Here is a 17,729-nt window from a genome sequence, read left to right on the forward strand (position 1 = left end):
TTTTGACGGTTCAGGTAATTGGTTATGCTCGGGTGTCAACCAAGGAGCAAGATTTGTCTTTGCAGTTGGATGCTTTGAGTAAATACGGTTGTGATCGAATTTTTACTGATAAGCTAAGTAGTGTGAAAGAACGCCAAGGGTTAACGGATGCGTTAGGGTATTTACGTGAAGGTGATACCTTGGTGGTTTGGAAGCTCGATCGGTTGTGTCGTTCCCTACCCGATTTGATTAAAATCAGTGAGCAAATTCGGATGATGGGTGCACAGCTTGTGAGTATTACCGAGAGTATTGATACTAGCACACCTGCAGGTCGGTTGTATTTTAATATTTTAGGGGCGCTGGGGCAGATGGAGCGTGAGCTGATTCAAGAGCGGGTGAAGGCGGGTCTTGCGGCAGCGCGTCGCCGTGGTAAAGTCCCGGGTAAGCCTAGGGTGAGTGAGGAGAAGTTGGAACTGGCTCGTCGGGAGTTGTCTGCTGGACGGACGTATCCTGAGGTGGCAAGGATTTTAGGGGTACATCCGCAGACGTTGTATCGGCTGGTGCCGGTGAAAAGTCTTAATGTGGGTGAGATAGGGAGTTGATAGGGGTTCAGCACAGAATTTGGACATTATCTCGCTTCATCTAGGCACGCAGTAGCGGGAATGATCGGAGGCTTACCTTTTTAATAGAAATCATTAATATTAACATCACCCAATCAATATGAAATCTTTAGCTTAGGCTAATTCTTTTCAATGGAGTCTTCCCTATCAAATACGACAGTATGCGTTTGTTGGTTAAATTCTATCCTTATCTGATGAATGATATGGTTGGCCGTTTGAAACAATAACGCAATAGGGCTGATGTCACCGACGTCAAAACTGGACAATACGTCGTTATCAACAAATGCTTTTTCGATTAGCGCAAGGTTCACTCGCTCGTCAACGAGTTTGTCAATTAAGAATGTTGCATTACCTGTTTCTATCCAGTAGTTTTTATAAATCCTTAAGGGGTCTTTTAAAAATTGAATAAGTCCTACTTTATAATTGGGTAAGCAAAGCAGTTTACTAGTCAACAGCTTTGCCTTGACTTCAAACAAGATACCCTAACTACCCAACACCGCTTCTTTTTGCAACTAGCGCTATTTCGGGTAGTAAGAACGATAACAACGTTAAAATTCGCTAGTTTTCGCTTAGTTCAGCGTTGGCATTGAAAACTGCTGAGCTTCGCGAACACTGGCACTTGGCCAACGCTGGGTAATCGTTTTGCGGCGAGTAAAGAAACGCACACCGTCGGGACCATACATAAACAAGTCACCAAATAATGAACGCTTCCAACCACCGAAGCTTTGATACGCCACTGGCACAGGCAATGGAATATTCACCCCGACCATCCCTACTTGGATATTGTCAGTAAAATAGCGAGCTGCTTCGCCATCGCGAGTATAAATACAGGTACCATTGCCATATTCATGCTCATTGATGAGTGTCATCGCCTCATCCATAGTCTGTACTCGCATCACTTGTAAGACAGGGCCAAAGATTTCTGCCTGATAACTGCTCATCTCTTTCGTCACATTATCAATCAAGGTTGCACCGACAAAAAAGCCGTTTTCATAGCCTGCTGGCGTCGTACGTGAGCCATCAACCAATACCGACGCACCTTGTTCTGAGGCACTTTTGATATGCCCTAGTACTTTTTGTTTGTGTTCATGGGTAATCACGGGCCCAAAGTCATTGGCTTTGTCTGAATGTACCCCGATTTTTAGCTGCTGCATCGCATTTTTTAGTGCCGCAATCATTTTATCGGCAATCTCATCACCTACTGCTACCGCAACTGACAGCGCCATACAGCGTTCACCCGATGAGCCAAACGCTGCCCCTAGCAATGAATTCACCACGTTGTCTAAGTCGGCATCGGGCATCACAATCGCATGGTTTTTGGCACCGCCCAATGCCTGACAACGTTTGCCATTAGCTGCAGCAGTTTTATAAATGTACTCAGCGATAGGGGTAGAGCCGACAAAGCTTACTGCTTGGATGTCTTTATGAGTCAAGATCGCATCGACAGCGTCTTTGCCACCATTGACCACATTTAATACACCATCGGGTAAGCCTGCTTCTTTCAACAATTGGGCAATGTATAGCGACGCACTAGGATCTCTTTCAGACGGTTTTAATACGAAGGTGTTGCCACATACAATCGCCATGGGGAACATCCAGAGCGGCACCATCACTGGAAAGTTAAAGGGGGTGATACCTGCGACAACACCTAATGGATGAAATTCACTCCATGAGTCGATGTCAGGTCCGACATTGCGGCTGTGTTCACCCTTTAACAGCTCGGGTGCCCCACATGCATATTCCACATTCTCGATACCACGTTGTAATTCACCTGCCGCATCATGCACGATTTTACCGTGTTCTTCACCGATTAGACGACAGATTTCGTCAGCATGGCGTTCAAGTAGCTCTTTAAATTTAAACATAATCCGAGCCCGTTTTAGGGGCGGCGTTTTACGCCAATCGGGAAAGGCGGCTTTAGCAGCAGCGACTGCTTCATCAATGGTTTTGGCACCGCCGATGGCAACCTGTTTGCTCACTTCGCCAGTCGATGGGTTATAAACCGGCTGCGTTGGGCTGTCATCTACGATGAGCTCGCCGTTTATAAAGTGTCCGATGGTTTGCATAAGTAATCCTCCTTGGATAAATAGCTAGTTTTGATAAATAGGGTAAGATGAAATAGTGTCAGTGGTTAATTAGTCCCAAAGTTTACGATACAGCGATAGCATTTGTGTCGCATCTGGAACGCGAGGGTTGTTATTGGGCGAGCCAGAGCCAAATGCTTGCTCGCACATAGTATCAAGCACCCCATCAAAATATTGGCGATCGACGCCAAAAGACTGCAAGGTGGGTACTTCAAACTCTTGATTAATTGCTTTTAAAAATTCAATCAATTTTTGGTTGGCGGTGTCAACACTGTCATCGGCGACGGTGATACCCAATGCGTGAGCACAATCGGCATAGCGCTCTGGGGCATTAGGAATCGAAAACTCGGTAATAGTAGGCAGTAGCATGGCATTGGATAACCCATGCGGCACATGGAAAAATGCCCCAATTGGACGACTCATACCATGTACCAGTGCCACGGATGAGTTACAAAAGGCAATACCCGCTAAGGTCGAGCCAAGCATCATCGCCTCACGGGCGGCTTGGTTGCTACCATCATGATAAGCAGTTTGTAGACTTGAGCCAATGAGACGTAACGCGGCTAACGCTTGCTGGTCGCTATAAACATTACGTTTTTGGCTGACATACGCTTCGATGGCATGGGTCATCGCATCAATCCCCGTATCTGCAGTCGTACGCGGTGGCACACTCATGGTAAAGCTATAATCAATCACCGCCGCAATCGGCATAAAACCTGTACCGACGCATAGCAGTTTTTCATTTTTTTGCTCATCGGTAATGATGGTAAATTTGGTTGCCTCCGCCCCTGTACCTGCAGTCGTAGGTATCGCGATTATTGGCAAGCCTGCTTCATTGACTTGACGAGGAAACTTATAATCGCGTATCTCACCGCCAAACTTACCCAAGATGGCAATGGCTTTAGCACTGTCGATGGGGCTGCCGCCACCTAGGGCAATCACGCAATCATACGCTTGCTGTTGTACTTTTTTGATACCCATCTCAATCGACTTATCAGTCGGCTCTGGCACGGTATCCGAAAAGACATCTGAGGCGATGCCATTCTCTTGTAATACGGCTTGGACCTTGGCGACATAGCCTAATTGCACCATCATGTTATCGGTGATAATCAGGGGTTTTTTGACGTTCAGTTTTTCAAGTATCGAAGGTAAGCTTTTGTAGGATTCATAGCCTACTTCCATGATTCTGGGTAAAAGGATGGTGCTAGACATCGTTCATATTCCTTTATGTGTGAAGGTGAAGTTATAAAGAGCCAAATAGGGTGCCCAAAGTGATAACAACCACGAGTGCGATTACCGGAATGACTACAGCAACCATAAAAATATCTTTGTAGGATTCTTTATGCGTCAGCTGACAGATGGCCAACAAGGTAATCACCGCCCCATTATGCGGCAATGCATCCAAACCGCCAGAAGCGATTGATGCCACGCGATGCATCAACTCTGGGTTAATACCAAATTGATGGGCCAACTGTAAGTAAGTCTCACCCATCGTGTTTAACGCAATACTCATACCACCTGAGGCCGATCCGGTAATACCTGCCATCACGTTAATAAAAATTGCCTCTGAGATAAGTGGGTTACCTGGTGATAAACCCAATAAAAACTCTTTAAGAATCACAAAACCAGTTAATGTCGCAATCACTGAACCGTATCCAACCTCGGAGGCGGTGTTAAATATTGGAAGTAACGAGCCAAATGCGCCACTACTCAAAGACTCTTTTAGGTCTTTCCAGCGTTGCCAATTTAAAGTAATTAGTGCCAAGCAAGAGACCACTAGAGCAATCACGATTGACCAAATACCTAGCACTTTGCTTAAAGGCATATTACCAAATTTCTCGGTGGTTAAGTAGCTGCTATCCAAACTAGGCAGCCACCATTTCGTACACAAAAAATTGATTAGAATAACCAGAATAATGGGTATCAATGCAACCCAAATAGATGGAACATTGTGCTGCTCTAAAACGGGTAGCTTCTCTTGGTGGTTACCATAGCCTTCACCGCTTATGCTTGCCAGTTTTGCCTGCCGATTCATCCAAATCATGCCACCAATCAACATAATAATGCCGCCTAACGTGCCTAGTAAAGGTGCTGCGAAGGCATCTGTTTTGAAAAAAGGCATTGGAATCGCATTTTGGATCGCGGGTGTTCCAGGTAGTGCAGTCATCGTAAAGGTTAAAGCACCCAACGCAATCGCGCCTGGAATCAGCCGCTTAGGTATATTTAATTTACGAAATAACTGTGCTGCAATCGGATAGACAGCGAAACCTACTACGAATAACGATACCCCGCCATAAGTCAAAATGGCACATGCTAAGACGATTGCTAGCATCGCTTGCTTGCTTCCTAGCTTCGCTACTAAATACTCTGCAATACTTAAGGCTGAACCTGAATCATCCATCAGTTTGCCAAAGACCGCACCAAGTAAGAACAAGGGGAAAAAACTTACAATATACCCACCCAAGCCTTTCATAAATATTTGGGTATAAATTCCTAACATCGTACTGGATTCGCCACTTAGCACAACAGCTAACATAGCTAGAATCGGTGCTAATAAAATAACGCTATGTCCTCTATATGCCAAATACATCAAGAGAGACAAAGACAACAATATGCCTAATAAGCTAATCATACACATTCCTTGTGCGAGTAATAAAAATATATAATGGGAATTATATTCTCATTATATAAATTATCATAGAATTTTTTAGTGTACAAGCGATGATTGAATAAATTCGTGCTGTTTTACCCTACCTTGTTGACATCAAAGGCAGAGGCGTATATTTTTCGCAGCTAAGATAGTTATTCTTTGGTAAAAGAGACGGTATGACAACAGAAAAAAAGAAAGGCTCCAGCGTTGAACGCGTGCTACATATTATTGAGCTTGTAGCCAATTCCCAGATTCCATTAAGTATTGCAGATTTGGCACAAGCCTTAGATATTCCTTTATCAAGCGCTCATCGGCTTGTCGGACAGCTGGAAAGTACCGGATTTTTGCAATTTGACATCCAAGGCAGAATTATCTGTGGTCAGCGTACCCACAGTTTTGCAATGAATTTATGGCAAACTGGTCATTACAAAGCCGAGCGGCTGTCTGTTCTGCAAAAATTATCGGATCAAATTGATGAAACAGTAGGCATTGCAATTATGCAAGACTTAGAAGTGGTGTATGTAGATCGGGTCTTGTCAAATTGGCCGTTACAGATTTATTTACCCGCTGGGACACATGTGCCCATTTGGGCAAGTGCTAGCGGTAAGCTGTTATTAGCCCAGTTGCCTGACAATGAATGCCACAGAATTATCAATCGCATGACTATACATGCATTGACCAAAAGCACCTTGGTGGATAAGCCTATATTACTAGATAAAATTGATAGTATTCGGCACTCACAAGTGGGGACCGACAATGAAGAGTTTATACCAGGCATGGTCGCCTGTGCAGTACCTATCCCCAATGGTGATAATCCTGTTTTTGCAACGGTTTTTACTCATGGTCCCACAATCCGTAAATCCTTAGATGAGCTACTTAGCTATGTACCACAGATGCAGGAAGCTGCCTTGGCATTACAGCAGATTTTTCAAAGGCAAGGTATGTAAATTACTTTCAGATGATTGATAAGGTAAATATCTGAAAAAAAATGTAAAATATTCGACCGCTGCTGTCAATTGTCAATAATGAAGAAAAACACTTGATACATTTGAGTTGATGGAGGTTATCGTGTGAGAAGTTCGCTTCTCAGTCAGAACCATTTCAGGGGAAACTTGATGAATTCTACAAGTCTGAAGTTATTCCAAAAACTTGAGTGGTCGAACATTTTTTTTGCTTGGCTTGACTAAATATACGAACTTGGAAAAACTTCGAGTGATATTTCAATACTAGATTACAGTTTGCGAGCCTTTCTTTCATTACCTCTTAGTATGATTGAGCGATTGTAGAAAAAGATAAAACAAGCCTAGTTAATACTCACTAACTATTTAGTAGATACCTTATCTTATGCTGTTAATTAGGTTTTTACCAGTATCGGTAATTTATTCTTACTAATTTTCTCTTCGTTTACGAATATAGATATTTAATCTTGCTAGTATATTTACCTGAAACTCGTTACTTATTATACTCAAATAAAGATTATTATAGTGTCCACATGTGGACACATTTTTAATTATAAAGCATTATATTTTATAATGCTTTTTTCATTTTTTCACTTTATAATATTCATAATTCAAATATGTCCACATGTGGACACTTATGGCAGAGTAAAAAATTATGAATAAATCAGCGAGAGTCATTACTATTGCAAACCATAAAGGAGGTTGTGGCAAGACCGCCACAACTGTTCATCTATCAGCAGAACTCGCTAAGCTTGGTATGAAGGTTTTAGTTATCGACTTAGACCCTCAAGAAAATGCCAGTACTCACATTGGTTTAAAACATCCAAGTGAAATAGATATTAGTATTCGAGATTTGATTATACCTAACTATGATAATCCTGTATCCAAAGATGACCTTATAGAAAAGTCAATTCATGACACTACACATTTTGATGGCGTTTCATTAATTTACAGTTCTTTAAAACTAACAATCGATAAGGACAAAATTAGAGAAAGAGAACCTAGACCCATGGAAGTTCTCGTAGAGGTAATTGATAAATTAAAAAACCGATATGATGTTATTTTACTAGATACCCCACCTAGCTTAGAAATTTTAACTAGTAATGCTTTAGCTTGTTCGACAGACTACATCATCCCTATTTTTAGTGGCTCTCAATATGGCATGTATGGCGTAGTTGAATTGCAACGCTATATTGACAGTTTAAAGCGTATTAATCCAACTTTAAACCTATTAGGTGCTCTACTAGTTAGACACGATGAAAGACAATTAATGTGCCGCAATATCCGCGATGAGTTAGAAATTGCTCTAGGTAAAGTGATTCCAATTACTATTCCGAGTAGTGCAAAAATCGACCAAGCAGCAAAGCTACATCTGAGTATCAGTGATATCGATACTCAGTCATCAATCGCTAGACAATTTAGGGATTTGGCAAAATGGGTGGCAAAAGAAATAGGCTTTATCTCCGATGTGTCCACAAGTGGACAAAACAAGTAAATTTTAAAAATATCAATGGGGATTATTTATGAGCAAACTTGCAAAATTGTTGGCAGAAAAATCGGCACAAGATCAAGAAAAATTAAAAAACGACTATTTAGGTTCTAATAGTAGAGATATTTTTGTGACGGGCGCTAATACTTATGTCCAAATAGCACTCGAAAATATTAAACCTAATAAATTCCAACCAAGGATGGTTTTTGATGAGTTAGAACTTCAGAGCTTGGCTAACTCCATAAAAGAACTAGGCTTACTGCAGCCAATCATTGTAAGATCAAGCGGTGAAAGCAATCAGTACGAAATTATTTCAGGCGAAAGAAGATATCGTGCCTTTCAATTATTAGAGAAACCATACATTGATTGTATAGTGATGGATGCCACTGACGAAAAAAATAGCTTATTAGCCTTGGCAGAAAATATTAACCGAGAAGATTTAACAGATTATGAAATCGCTAAATCTGTCATAGCTTTTAAAAATGGTTTTCCAAACAAATCCGAATATGCAAATACGCTAGGTATTTCACGCCAAGACCTATACCGATTATTATCTTTTGAGAAATTACCCCTAGAGATACAGCAACGTCTCGATAATTCTCCCACTTTATTAACTGCAAAAACTGCAGAACAGATAGGGCAATTTATTAAGAACAATGATATAGCTAGTGAAAAAATGGTAGAGATACTAAATGAGGTTCTAGATTTGGTACTAACAGAAGGTCTCAAACAGAACGGCATACTTAATGAAATCGAAATCAGAGTAAAAGGCAACAAAGGTAATAATATTAAAAACGGTAATCGCACCGTCAAAATATTTGCAATAGATGGCAAAAAAGTGGGGCAAATTAAGAAAAATCTCAATAAGACAACAATTGAATTTAATAATGATATTTTGGATCAACATCAACAAGCGATTGAAAAATTCTTCGAAACTTTAATCTCTTCTTAAAATTCAAATTTTAATAAAAGGAGTTTTGGTTAGTAACTAGTAGACGAATTGACTCTTAACTAACAAAAACTCCTTTTATAAGTAATTAGTATTATTTAGTTTTGATGTCGATTACTAAAATCTATTAGCCTGTTCATCGTCTAAATACTCTTGCAAAGGACGTTTCATAAAATCACCAGGATGAGTTATCAAACGTTTAGACATTTCCTCTATCCAAGAATTTGACGACTGGTTAGCAGGACTTTGTGGATTAACCATATTAGAATAATCGGATATGAATTTTTTGCTATGTGTAATTCTAGCAATCTGTTTATCACTTAAGTTTTCTATCAACAATGCTTTATTATCAATATTATTTTGCTTATTAACACTCTGCTTTTTAATTTCAAATTTAAAACAAAACCCTGTAATTGTTCTTCCGTCTTTTATTTGATCGTACCCAACTAACAAGTCGCTATGTTCATTTATTTCTCCAACAGCTTTATCTAAAACATATTTTTTAAAATCACTCATGCCTTGATACTGCTTTGGTTCTATACCTAATTGTTTTCTAAAAATTTCCAACGGGAATTCGTCTGTTTTTCCATTACGCTTGTTTCTAAATTGCGTTATAAGTTCATACAACCTTACACTGTAAACACTTTTAAATTTAATAGTATTACTTAATAAGTATTTGGTAAAAAAATCGATTGCCCCATCAATTCTAGTAATACCTTCAACCACTGCCGGGGTGAAAACAATTTCAATACCTCCTCTGTTTTCAAGATATTCGACTTGGCTTAACCAATTACTTGACACAAGATTATTTCTTGGATTAATGAAACTAAAATAGCGTTTCAAAAGATGTATACTGGCTTCCTTAAGCCTTAGATAGCCGTTTTCAGTAGTTGTTTCAAATGCTTCCGCATATCGCTGAGCTGATATAAATAAAGGGTCATTAGCATTAAGACCTTTACCGTTCTCACGTGCATCAATTATTGCTAATTGCATAATCCTAATCTCAGCAAGCGATAAATTTTGTAGCACCGTATTTAAATGATTGGTTTTTACAACTAAGTCAGCCATATCGATACACTCTTATTTTCTTAAAGAAAATAATAACTCTTTCCTTTTAAAGAGTAAATATACAAGCTCATTAAATTATAACTAAAACTCTTTTAATGACTAACTAAAACTCTTTTAATGACTAACTAAAACTCTTTTAATGACTAACTAAAACTCTTTTAATTGCACATAAAACATTGATTTTAATGTAAAAAAAACTACCGTAAAGCCTGTAAAGGTAGAAAAACTAGTAAAACATATTGTCTAATTTTTTATCTATCTTTAGAACTAATTGAAATCTTCGAAATAAGGGTTATATTTATTCATTCAATGATAATAATTAGTATCTAAACCAAGCATTAGCCATTTATGTCACTTTTTTACAAAACGGAGGGTGAGAAACACTCGATTTTAGGTTTAGATAAAGACTCATCACGAGAACGTATTGAAGCTGTAGTTAATTTATGATGCGACACTATCGAAAACCTAAAGAAACGACTAAAACGCCGCAAGCGAACATGTTAAATGGCTAAATTAGCGATTTTATGATGACCTTGGCCAATTATATATAAATTTGATGACTTAAAACTAAATAACAGCGGATACGCAATCTCAAATCCATACCATCTTTAACCAATTAGATCAATATCACCCTTTTTGCTTTCATAACAAAAACACGGGCAGGTGGGGCAAAATGACTAAATTATCGAAATGGCATTTTGTAATATTTCTATAAACCTGATTATCTACATACTTATCTACACGAATAGACCTTCTAGTACAAGCGTATGAAAGGTCTATGGCATTCACCCATATGAGTGGATGGGGAGAGCTAATTTTACTAATACCCAAGTTGCAATTGTTTAAAGAACACACACTGAAAGCCAATCGTTATTTTAGCCTAAGCAAGGCTTGCTTGCATTTTGGGGTAGAGCATAGCAATGCGCACCGAGCGGCAGCCGATGCGTTAGCCTGTGTGACGGTATGGCAGGGGATGGTGAAAAGTCATCATTGGGATTATTGAATGGCATATGATACTGAAATACAGCTATGTAGTAGGGAACAGAGCAACCTAATTAATAAGGTTGCTCTTTTTTATTGTGCTGGGATTCGTCATCATCTACATACAAAATAATATCACCTGGTGCGCAATCTAAATACTTACATAATTTATCAATGGCATCGATATCAATTTTTATCACATCATTGTTATACAAACGATAAAGGGTCGAACGACTTATATCCAAATCTCTATCAATATCGGCAACTTTAAGACCACGTTGTGCCAATAAAACAGGCAAATTTATCTTTATCACAATTAGATCACATCACACATATCTGTCAGTATTACAACATCAGTGCACCGTTACTTAGCGAAATGGTCAGCCACTTCAAAATCTATGACACCCAAACCCATTGTAGAGAGTGCAACATCATGCGACAAATCTACGAACCGAACTATAACTATCAGAACCAAAAATTCAATTGGATATGCGATGACTGTCACCAATTTATCCAACAGCCATTTGACATCAATTTTTCAGCAGAACAATTCTATAATAAAGACTATGATTGTCCCTTCTAAAATCTTATCCGCCCAAATCATTTTATGAATGCCATCATAAAAAACATAAAGATCTTGCTTAAAAAAGACAGCTAACGAAAATGAACTGGCTGTCTTTTTCAAAAAAAACATCACTAAAAAATTAAAAATCATCCCAAAAAATATTCACCAACAGAAAAATCACGTTAAGAATCTCAAAAAAAACTCAGCAGCTTAGTCAAACTCACTAAAAGCATCCTGCTCATTTTCGCCAATTACTCATCCCTATCAAACATCAACCGCTATTATCAAAACAATATCATCACTCACTAAAAAACTATCACCAACTCAGGTACAGAACCGCATCAATTTCATGAGATGACAACCAAAAATCAGTTTATTAACCTAACCAATATAAAGGGTTAAAAATAGATATAGCCAGCACATGCAGAAACACCAAATTTCCTAACGTAAATTGGTTGTCTCTGCGTTCTGGCAAAGGGGGCTTACCCCCTTTTGAAACCCCAAGCACCCATTTATCGCTTCACATAGTTGCGATTAAAATGGGTGCTTATTGGGGAGACCCCAAACCCCCTTTAACCAAAAATGGACTTCATAAAAATAGATAGGCACTAAAAATGGCACCACAATCAGCCGAAAAAAAGCAAAGCCATGACAAAGTATCGGTAAAAAACTCATCAAAAAAACTACGAGATAAGCGGCTTAACATTCGCTTTAGTGGCGAAGAATTTTCTATGCTCGAAGCCAAAGCTGAAGGGATGAGTTTGGCTCGCTATGCTCGTGCAATTTTAACTAAGGGAAAGGTGACAAGACGTGAACGGGATTTTCCGACGATTGACCCAAGACTATTACAACAACTGCACGCTATGGGTAAAAATTTAAATCAACTCGTCCGTTATACCCACGAGCAAGCCAATGCCAAACGTCCGATTGATACCCTAAATTTAGCACTAGCCATTGATAATATGGCTGAACAATTGGCTAGGTTAAAAGCCCAGTACCAAGTGCCAGAAAATTATTTTAGGGCAGTTGAAGATGAGGATGTTACGACTGAAGCAAATGACTCTGCCAAGGATAACCCAATAGAAAGTTCACCCATAAACAATGGCAATCTAAATAATCATGTGATTGGATGATGAAATGCTGCTAAAATTTTTCAAGCGAGGTGGCACCGATGATGATAGACGCACATTAGGGGGCAGTGCCGTTAAAAATTATCTACTGGGTACCAACGATCGACCTCGTGAAAAAGCGCGTGTATTGTTAGGTGATCCTGATGAGGTCACTGAGATTATTAATGGCTTACCATTTGCCAAAGTTTATACCTCAGGCTGTCTAAGCTTTCATGAAGATGACAAACTCACCGAAGCTCAAAAGTTTGACATCATGGCCGACTTTGAAGCCATGATGTTTGTTGGTCTTGAACCGCATCAATACACCAGTTATTGGGTTGAACATACCGATAAAGGTCGGGTCGAGCTTAACTTTGTCTTTCCGAATGTCGAGTTGGTATCGGGCAATCATCTACAAGTCTATTATCACAATCGTGATTTGAGCCTTGTTAATAGCTGGAAAAATTTGACCAATGATAAGTATGGTTTTATCAATCCTTCTGATTTAGAAAACCGTCGGGATGTGACTCCCAGTATTGGTCCAAATCTGTTGAAAGACTGGGATCAGTCGAATAAGCAAAAAATTATCGATAAGCTCAAACACTACCAAAGCATTGAGGATTTTAAACAACAACTCACCGATGTGGTACTAACCCAAGCGGCATTGCGACAACAAACCGACGAGCCTTTAACCTGTCAAGATGACGTTGCAAAATTGCTTGAAGACTTCGGTTTCGAAATCTCTCGCAGAGGCAAAGACAGTATCAGTATTAAAAACCCTGACCCCACCAAAAAAAATATAAAACTTAAAGGTGTCATTTATGAGCGAGACGTCACCCAATCCATTATTAGCTACATTGCACAACGCACAGGCCCAAACCAAGCAGCAAATCCAATCCCAACAGGAACAAGAGAAGACCAGCTTAGAACAGCAGAAACAATTTTTCCAAGCGAGCTTGAAAAACGTCGAGAACGACATTATCAGCGGTATGACGAAAATTTGCGCGCTGCTCGAGCGTTATCAAGACAGCAGTCAAAACTTAAGCGACAGCCATCTAAAGCAGCATCAAAGCTGGCTCAATCAAACCTGTCAGACCTTGGAGAGCGCCAAACAGGCCTTGCTTGGGATGTTGGAGCAAATGGATCAGCTCAAGCAGCAGACGAGCGACGATTATCAGCGCATTCAAACTCACCTGACGGAGCAGGGCAATCAACTGCGTCAAGCCATAACCAACGAGACAAAAACCACCCTGCAGCATCACCAACAGCAGCAACAAACCCTACGGGCGCAGATGGAGGCGAATCATCAAGCGGATATCGAAGCTATCGAGGACAGCCAACAACAGAGCAGGGCGCTGATTGGGCAAATGGCACGCAACAAACTGCGCCTAGGAATCGTGATGGGCAGCCTATTGGGGGGATTGATACTGCTGATGCTGATTCTGACTCTGATGAATTACAGCCAGTACAAGGATTGGCAAGAGACCAAGATCTTGGTCGACCAAAGTCAAAAGGAATTGACCTTACTCAACCAACAAATCCATCGTACACCACTTCAATATCAAGCCCAAGCCCTTACGGATATCCAGGCGGTGTATGGTGGTGGTATCAATATTACTCCCAAAAATCCAAAAAACGCCGTGTGTCAGAACAACGGTTTTGGCTATCCGACTTTATTTATCAGCCAAAACCCGTATTACCGTCCCAATTAGAGAAAAATAACCATGCAACCCATTACCACCCAGCAACTCATTACCGAGAGCTTAAACAAGCTGTCGAGCGATTTGTACAGCCAAGTGAGCCAGACGCTCAACCAACTCAAGCAGCAGCAACCGCAGACAATCGACAAGATGGTACAAAAACATCTGGAATTGATGTTGCCCAGCTTGTATCAACAGCTATTAACTCACCTAACCGAGCAAGTAAACCAAAAGACCGAGATGCACAACCAGCAGATAACCCAATACTTGGACGAATTAAGCAAGCTACAGACCGCCGAAATAGCAACACTGCAAAAAGGACGAGAAGAATTTCAGCGCTTACAAGACAAGATCCAATCAACCTTGACCCGCTTGGATGTTATACAAATCGTCGACGAAAGCGAGTTCGAAAAGTCACTGACAGATTTAAAGGCTTCGATAAAGACATTACAGAGCAGTATATCGCAGAGCAACAGCGAGCAGCAAAGCTTAGAAAGCTTAATCAGCGAGCTGGAAACGTTAAAAACGGATTTAGTGGACAAAGTGAGCGAATTGACAAAGTTGCAGTCGGATTTAACCAGTTACACAATGCAGTTAAAGCAATTATTGAGTTGATCATCAATTTACTCAAACGATTATTTAATAGCCTAAGCAATCAATTTAGCAATGTGGTTAAAATCAATACTGAGACCAAGCAGCCATTATCGCCTCCACAGAAAACCGATTATGTTAATAGCCGTCCACAGAGTTTGGGCTGGTATAATGAGCTCAAAGATGAAGTTAAAACGCTGCCAAAAGAGCGCAAAAATGATAACGTACCAAGATTTAGAATGAGATAATGTGAGACAAGAAAGATTGGTATTTAACATAATCAAAGATGGGTGAAGTGAAATTGAATTAAGTTCTAAGTCTAAAATATTCATAAAAACATTCAAAAATTTGTTTATTTCCTTTATTTGTGTTTGTATGGTCAGTACATAAAAAATTTAACCTATTCAATCAATTAGGAAAATTATGGCAACGACTTTTCATATAGCAGGTGTCAACGGTAGTATTGACGGCAATGGCGAACAAACTTTGGTGATGATACATGGTTGGCCCGATACCCAAGCACTGTGGCAAAACCAAGTGGCTTTCTTTAAAAATGACTATCGTTGCGTCACCTTTACGCTGCCTCTATTTGATGAGCCACAGGCTCGCCCCAAGGTGTTTTCATTAGAAGACATCATTGATACCATTCGTCAAGTGATTGACTATGTCAGCCCTGACAAGCCGGTGATATTGATGGTACATGATTGGGGTGCTATTTATGGCTATCAATATGTGGTACGTTATCCAAAGAAAGTCAGCCGCTTAATTGGCATTGATGTGGGTGATGCCTATAGTGAAGAGTTTAATGCTAGTTTAACTGTTAAAGATAAGCTGGTGATTGCAGGCTATCAGCTGCCATTAGTGATTGGTTTTCGTTTAAATGGTAGCATTGGTAATAAAATAGCCAGAACAGTAGGCAAAGTCCTAGGAGCACCTGCGGCATCTCAGACGATCCATGCGAATATGGGCTACCCTTATTATGTGGCGTGGACAAAGGCAAAGGGCGGTTTTAAAAACTTACAATCGATTAACTTTACCTGTCCTTACCTGTTCGTCTATGGCACACAAAAACCTACCATGTTTCACTCTGAAGCTTGGCTTGTTAAAATCACGCAGCAACCTAACAATCAGGTGAGCGGGTTTAAGACATCACATTGGGTTACTGTCGATAAACCCACACTGTTTAACCATACGGTATTAACATGGCTACAACGACTTGACTGATATATGCTGAAGAAAACGGAGGAATTTACAAGGTTATTTTTCATTATAATACTTAATAGTATTGAAAATTTAGTAGGCAACTAATTGATTTTAAAAATATTATTTTAACATAACAAGTATTAGACAAGTTGAGTTTGAAGATGAATCAGTTAACAATAGTGCTGTCGTAATAGGATAAAATATACTTCCTTGAATGTAAAACAAGCCAGTGACTAAAGTAAGTAAAACTGCACGGATGCTTAAGACGTATTAACAAACCCACAGTTTAGTAGTCAAAACATTAAACGCAATTCATTCTACCTTGAAAAATCAGCGTTTGTCTCATTAGCTAAAAACTCTTATAGTGACGCTTCAAGTTTTTTAACAAAAGCGAATCAACTATGAGCCAAATATTTGCGCAGGCAACTCCACGAACCCAAGCGCCATATCGTAACGATGTAGTAGGGTCATTTTTACGCACTGACGCGCTAAAAAATGCCAAAACCGAATTGCAAACTGGCAAAATCAACCAAGCCGCATTTGACAAAATCCTAAAAGACGAAATTCAAAATCTTGTGAATCTACAAAAACGCCATGGACTGCACGCCGTGACCGATGGTGAATTTAGCCGTGTGTGGTGGCATTTAGATTTTTTAGCGGGGCTAGATGGCATTGAGATGATTAGCCTTGAAAAATTTCCTGTTGCGTTTAAGGGTGCGAAACCTAAGGGTAACACCATTGCCATTGTGGGTAAAATCGACTTTAGTGACGACCATCCCTTTGTCAAAGCCTATCAACTTTTAAAAGATTGTGCGGGTAATTACCCAACAAAATTCACCATCCCATCACCTAGTATGCTGCACTTATTGGCTTGTATACGTGATGAAAATTACCAACCGATTGACCTTTACCAAGAAGAAAGCCAGCTATTTGATGACATTACTAACGCATACATTAAAGCGTTAAACAAATTTTATGCATTAGGTCTACGTAATTTACAACTTGATGACACAAGTTGGGGGCAGTTTTGCTCGCTCGATAAACGAGCGGAATTTGAGGCTCGTGGTATTGATTTAGATAAAGTTGCTAAAAATTATGTGACGGTACTCAATCGTATTGTAGATGCCAAACCTGATGATATGCAAATTACCATGCATATTTGTCGTGGTAATTTTCGTTCAACTTGGTTCTCTGAAGGTGGTTATGCGCCTATTGCTGAGGTGTTGTTTGGTACCTGCAGAGTAGATGGTTTTTTCTTGGAATATGATAGTGAACGCGCGGGAGATTTTGCACCGTTACAACATATCAAAAATCAGCAAGTTGTACTAGGTCTAGTCACGTCAAAAACAGGCGACTTGGAAGACAAAAACGTTATTATTGAGCGGATTAAAGAAGCAGCCCAGTTTGTAGATATTAACCAGTTATGTATAAGCCCCCAATGTGGTTTTGCCTCAACCGAAGAAGGTAATATTTTGACTGAAGAAGCTCAATGGGCAAAACTCGATTTAATTAAAGAGATTGCTGATGAGGTATGGGGTAACTAGTGACCTCTGCTGTCAACAATGGAGAAAAAAACTTGGTAGATTGATATTACTGTTATTTTATTTGACTTTGACGATGGCTTCAGCTTTGAATGTTTAACTGTATTCTTTTCTTAGTCACGATAAACTTCTGTTTAGTATTCTAGGTTACCAAATATTTTCTTCCGTTTTTTTCAGCATGCATCAATCAGATTTAGTTATGCCTACCTAACTTTAAAGTAATTGAATAGAACGCATTACC

The 17,729-nt window shown here is 39.7% G+C and carries 15 protein-coding genes; 9 read left to right on the forward strand and 6 right to left on the reverse strand.

All coding sequences use genetic code 11. The annotated features are described in order from the left end of the window. Positions 1 to 581 (forward strand): recombinase family protein (locus RT143_RS11115; RefSeq protein ID WP_472796627.1); only part of this gene is annotated, 581 nt, incomplete at its 5' end. 137 nt (positions 582 to 718) lie between these two features. On the opposite strand, the gene RT143_RS11120 is transcribed toward RT143_RS11115, so the two are convergent. The 4 genes from RT143_RS11120 to RT143_RS11135 form a co-directional block, all read right to left on the reverse strand. After that, entirely contained in the window at positions 719 to 1,051 is a 333-nt protein-coding gene (locus RT143_RS11120; protein WP_313093096.1) for a hypothetical protein, read from the reverse strand. A gap of 117 nt (positions 1,052 to 1,168) precedes the next feature. Further along, positions 1,169 to 2,665, reverse strand: coding sequence for a CoA-acylating methylmalonate-semialdehyde dehydrogenase (locus RT143_RS11125; protein WP_313093098.1), 1,497 nt, complete (start codon positions 2,663 to 2,665; stop codon positions 1,169 to 1,171). 69 nt (positions 2,666 to 2,734) lie between these two features. Further along, positions 2,735 to 3,895 carry an iron-containing alcohol dehydrogenase gene (locus RT143_RS11130; protein WP_313093099.1) on the reverse strand — a complete coding sequence of 387 codons (1,161 nt, stop codon included), beginning with the start codon at positions 3,893 to 3,895 and terminating at the stop codon, positions 2,735 to 2,737. 31 nt (positions 3,896 to 3,926) lie between these two features. Then, a complete protein-coding gene (locus RT143_RS11135) occupies positions 3,927 to 5,315 on the reverse strand; it encodes a GntP family permease (protein ID WP_313093101.1) in 1,389 nt (462 codons plus the stop codon). Between the two features lie 194 nt (positions 5,316 to 5,509). Between RT143_RS11135 and RT143_RS11140 the strand changes: the two genes are divergently transcribed. From RT143_RS11140 to RT143_RS11150, 3 genes are all read left to right on the forward strand, one after another. After that, positions 5,510 to 6,280, forward strand: a complete 771-nt coding sequence (locus RT143_RS11140) for an IclR family transcriptional regulator (RefSeq protein ID WP_313093103.1) — start codon at positions 5,510 to 5,512, stop codon at positions 6,278 to 6,280. A gap of 667 nt (positions 6,281 to 6,947) precedes the next feature. Continuing rightward, a complete protein-coding gene (locus RT143_RS11145; RefSeq protein WP_095356867.1) occupies positions 6,948 to 7,787 on the forward strand; it encodes a ParA family protein in 840 nt (279 codons plus the stop codon). Between the two features lie 28 nt (positions 7,788 to 7,815). After that, a complete protein-coding gene (locus tag RT143_RS11150) occupies positions 7,816 to 8,733 on the forward strand; it encodes a ParB/RepB/Spo0J family partition protein (protein WP_095356868.1) in 918 nt (305 codons plus the stop codon). A gap of 114 nt (positions 8,734 to 8,847) precedes the next feature. Here the strand turns inward: RT143_RS11150 and repM are convergent, their stop codons facing one another. Next, complete coding sequence (repM, locus tag RT143_RS11155; RefSeq protein WP_095356869.1) at positions 8,848 to 9,798, reverse strand: replication initiation protein RepM; 951 nt, start codon at positions 9,796 to 9,798, stop codon at positions 8,848 to 8,850. Positions 9,799 to 10,576: 778 nt separating this feature from the next. Here repM and RT143_RS11160 point away from each other — a divergent pair. Then, positions 10,577 to 10,801, forward strand: a complete 225-nt coding sequence (locus RT143_RS11160; RefSeq protein WP_313093106.1) for a hypothetical protein — start codon at positions 10,577 to 10,579, stop codon at positions 10,799 to 10,801. Between the two features lie 52 nt (positions 10,802 to 10,853). Here RT143_RS11160 and RT143_RS11165 read toward each other — a convergent pair whose 3' ends face one another. Continuing rightward, the gene (locus RT143_RS11165; protein ID WP_040403339.1) at positions 10,854 to 11,093 is read right to left on the reverse strand and encodes a helix-turn-helix domain-containing protein; all 240 of its coding nucleotides are present in this window, start codon (positions 11,091 to 11,093) and stop codon (positions 10,854 to 10,856) included. 865 nt (positions 11,094 to 11,958) lie between these two features. Here RT143_RS11165 and RT143_RS11170 point away from each other — a divergent pair. From RT143_RS11170 to RT143_RS11185, 4 genes are all read left to right on the forward strand, one after another. After that, complete coding sequence (locus RT143_RS11170) at positions 11,959 to 12,477, forward strand: plasmid mobilization protein (protein WP_313093107.1); 519 nt, start codon at positions 11,959 to 11,961, stop codon at positions 12,475 to 12,477. A 4-nt stretch (positions 12,478 to 12,481) separates the two neighbouring features. Then, a complete protein-coding gene (locus tag RT143_RS11175) occupies positions 12,482 to 14,992 on the forward strand; it encodes a relaxase family protein (RefSeq protein ID WP_313093108.1) in 2,511 nt (836 codons plus the stop codon). A gap of 175 nt (positions 14,993 to 15,167) precedes the next feature. Beyond that, positions 15,168 to 15,968, forward strand: a complete 801-nt coding sequence (locus RT143_RS11180; protein WP_312524356.1) for an alpha/beta fold hydrolase — start codon at positions 15,168 to 15,170, stop codon at positions 15,966 to 15,968. 380 nt (positions 15,969 to 16,348) lie between these two features. Beyond that, on the forward strand, positions 16,349 to 17,491 hold the full coding sequence (locus RT143_RS11185) for a 5-methyltetrahydropteroyltriglutamate--homocysteine S-methyltransferase (RefSeq protein ID WP_313093109.1): 1,143 nt from the start codon (positions 16,349 to 16,351) through the stop codon (positions 17,489 to 17,491). Positions 17,492 to 17,729: the final 238 nt, after the last annotated feature.

The sequence above is a fragment of the Moraxella sp. CTOTU48268 genome, from assembly GCF_032069585.1.
GTDB classification, from domain to species: Bacteria; Pseudomonadota; Gammaproteobacteria; order Pseudomonadales; family Moraxellaceae; genus Faucicola; species Faucicola cinerea.

Coding starts and splice junctions, on each gene's coding strand:
- RT143_RS11185 (WP_313093109.1), top strand. CDS start 16,349: ATGAGCCAAATATTTGCGCAGGCAACTCCACGAACCCAAGCGCCATAT.
- RT143_RS11160 (WP_313093106.1), top strand. CDS start 10,577: ATGGCATTCACCCATATGAGTGGATGGGGAGAGCTAATTTTACTAATA.
- RT143_RS11170 (WP_313093107.1), top strand. CDS start 11,959: ATGGCACCACAATCAGCCGAAAAAAAGCAAAGCCATGACAAAGTATCG.
- RT143_RS11125 (WP_313093098.1), bottom strand. CDS start 2,665: ATGCAAACCATCGGACACTTTATAAACGGCGAGCTCATCGTAGATGAC.
- RT143_RS11180 (WP_312524356.1), top strand. CDS start 15,168: ATGGCAACGACTTTTCATATAGCAGGTGTCAACGGTAGTATTGACGGC.
- RT143_RS11135 (WP_313093101.1), bottom strand. CDS start 5,315: ATGATTAGCTTATTAGGCATATTGTTGTCTTTGTCTCTCTTGATGTAT.
- repM (WP_095356869.1), bottom strand. CDS start 9,798: ATGGCTGACTTAGTTGTAAAAACCAATCATTTAAATACGGTGCTACAA.
- RT143_RS11175 (WP_313093108.1), top strand. CDS start 12,482: ATGCTGCTAAAATTTTTCAAGCGAGGTGGCACCGATGATGATAGACGC.
- RT143_RS11150 (WP_095356868.1), top strand. CDS start 7,816: ATGAGCAAACTTGCAAAATTGTTGGCAGAAAAATCGGCACAAGATCAA.
- RT143_RS11145 (WP_095356867.1), top strand. CDS start 6,948: ATGAATAAATCAGCGAGAGTCATTACTATTGCAAACCATAAAGGAGGT.
- RT143_RS11140 (WP_313093103.1), top strand. CDS start 5,510: ATGACAACAGAAAAAAAGAAAGGCTCCAGCGTTGAACGCGTGCTACAT.
- RT143_RS11130 (WP_313093099.1), bottom strand. CDS start 3,895: ATGTCTAGCACCATCCTTTTACCCAGAATCATGGAAGTAGGCTATGAA.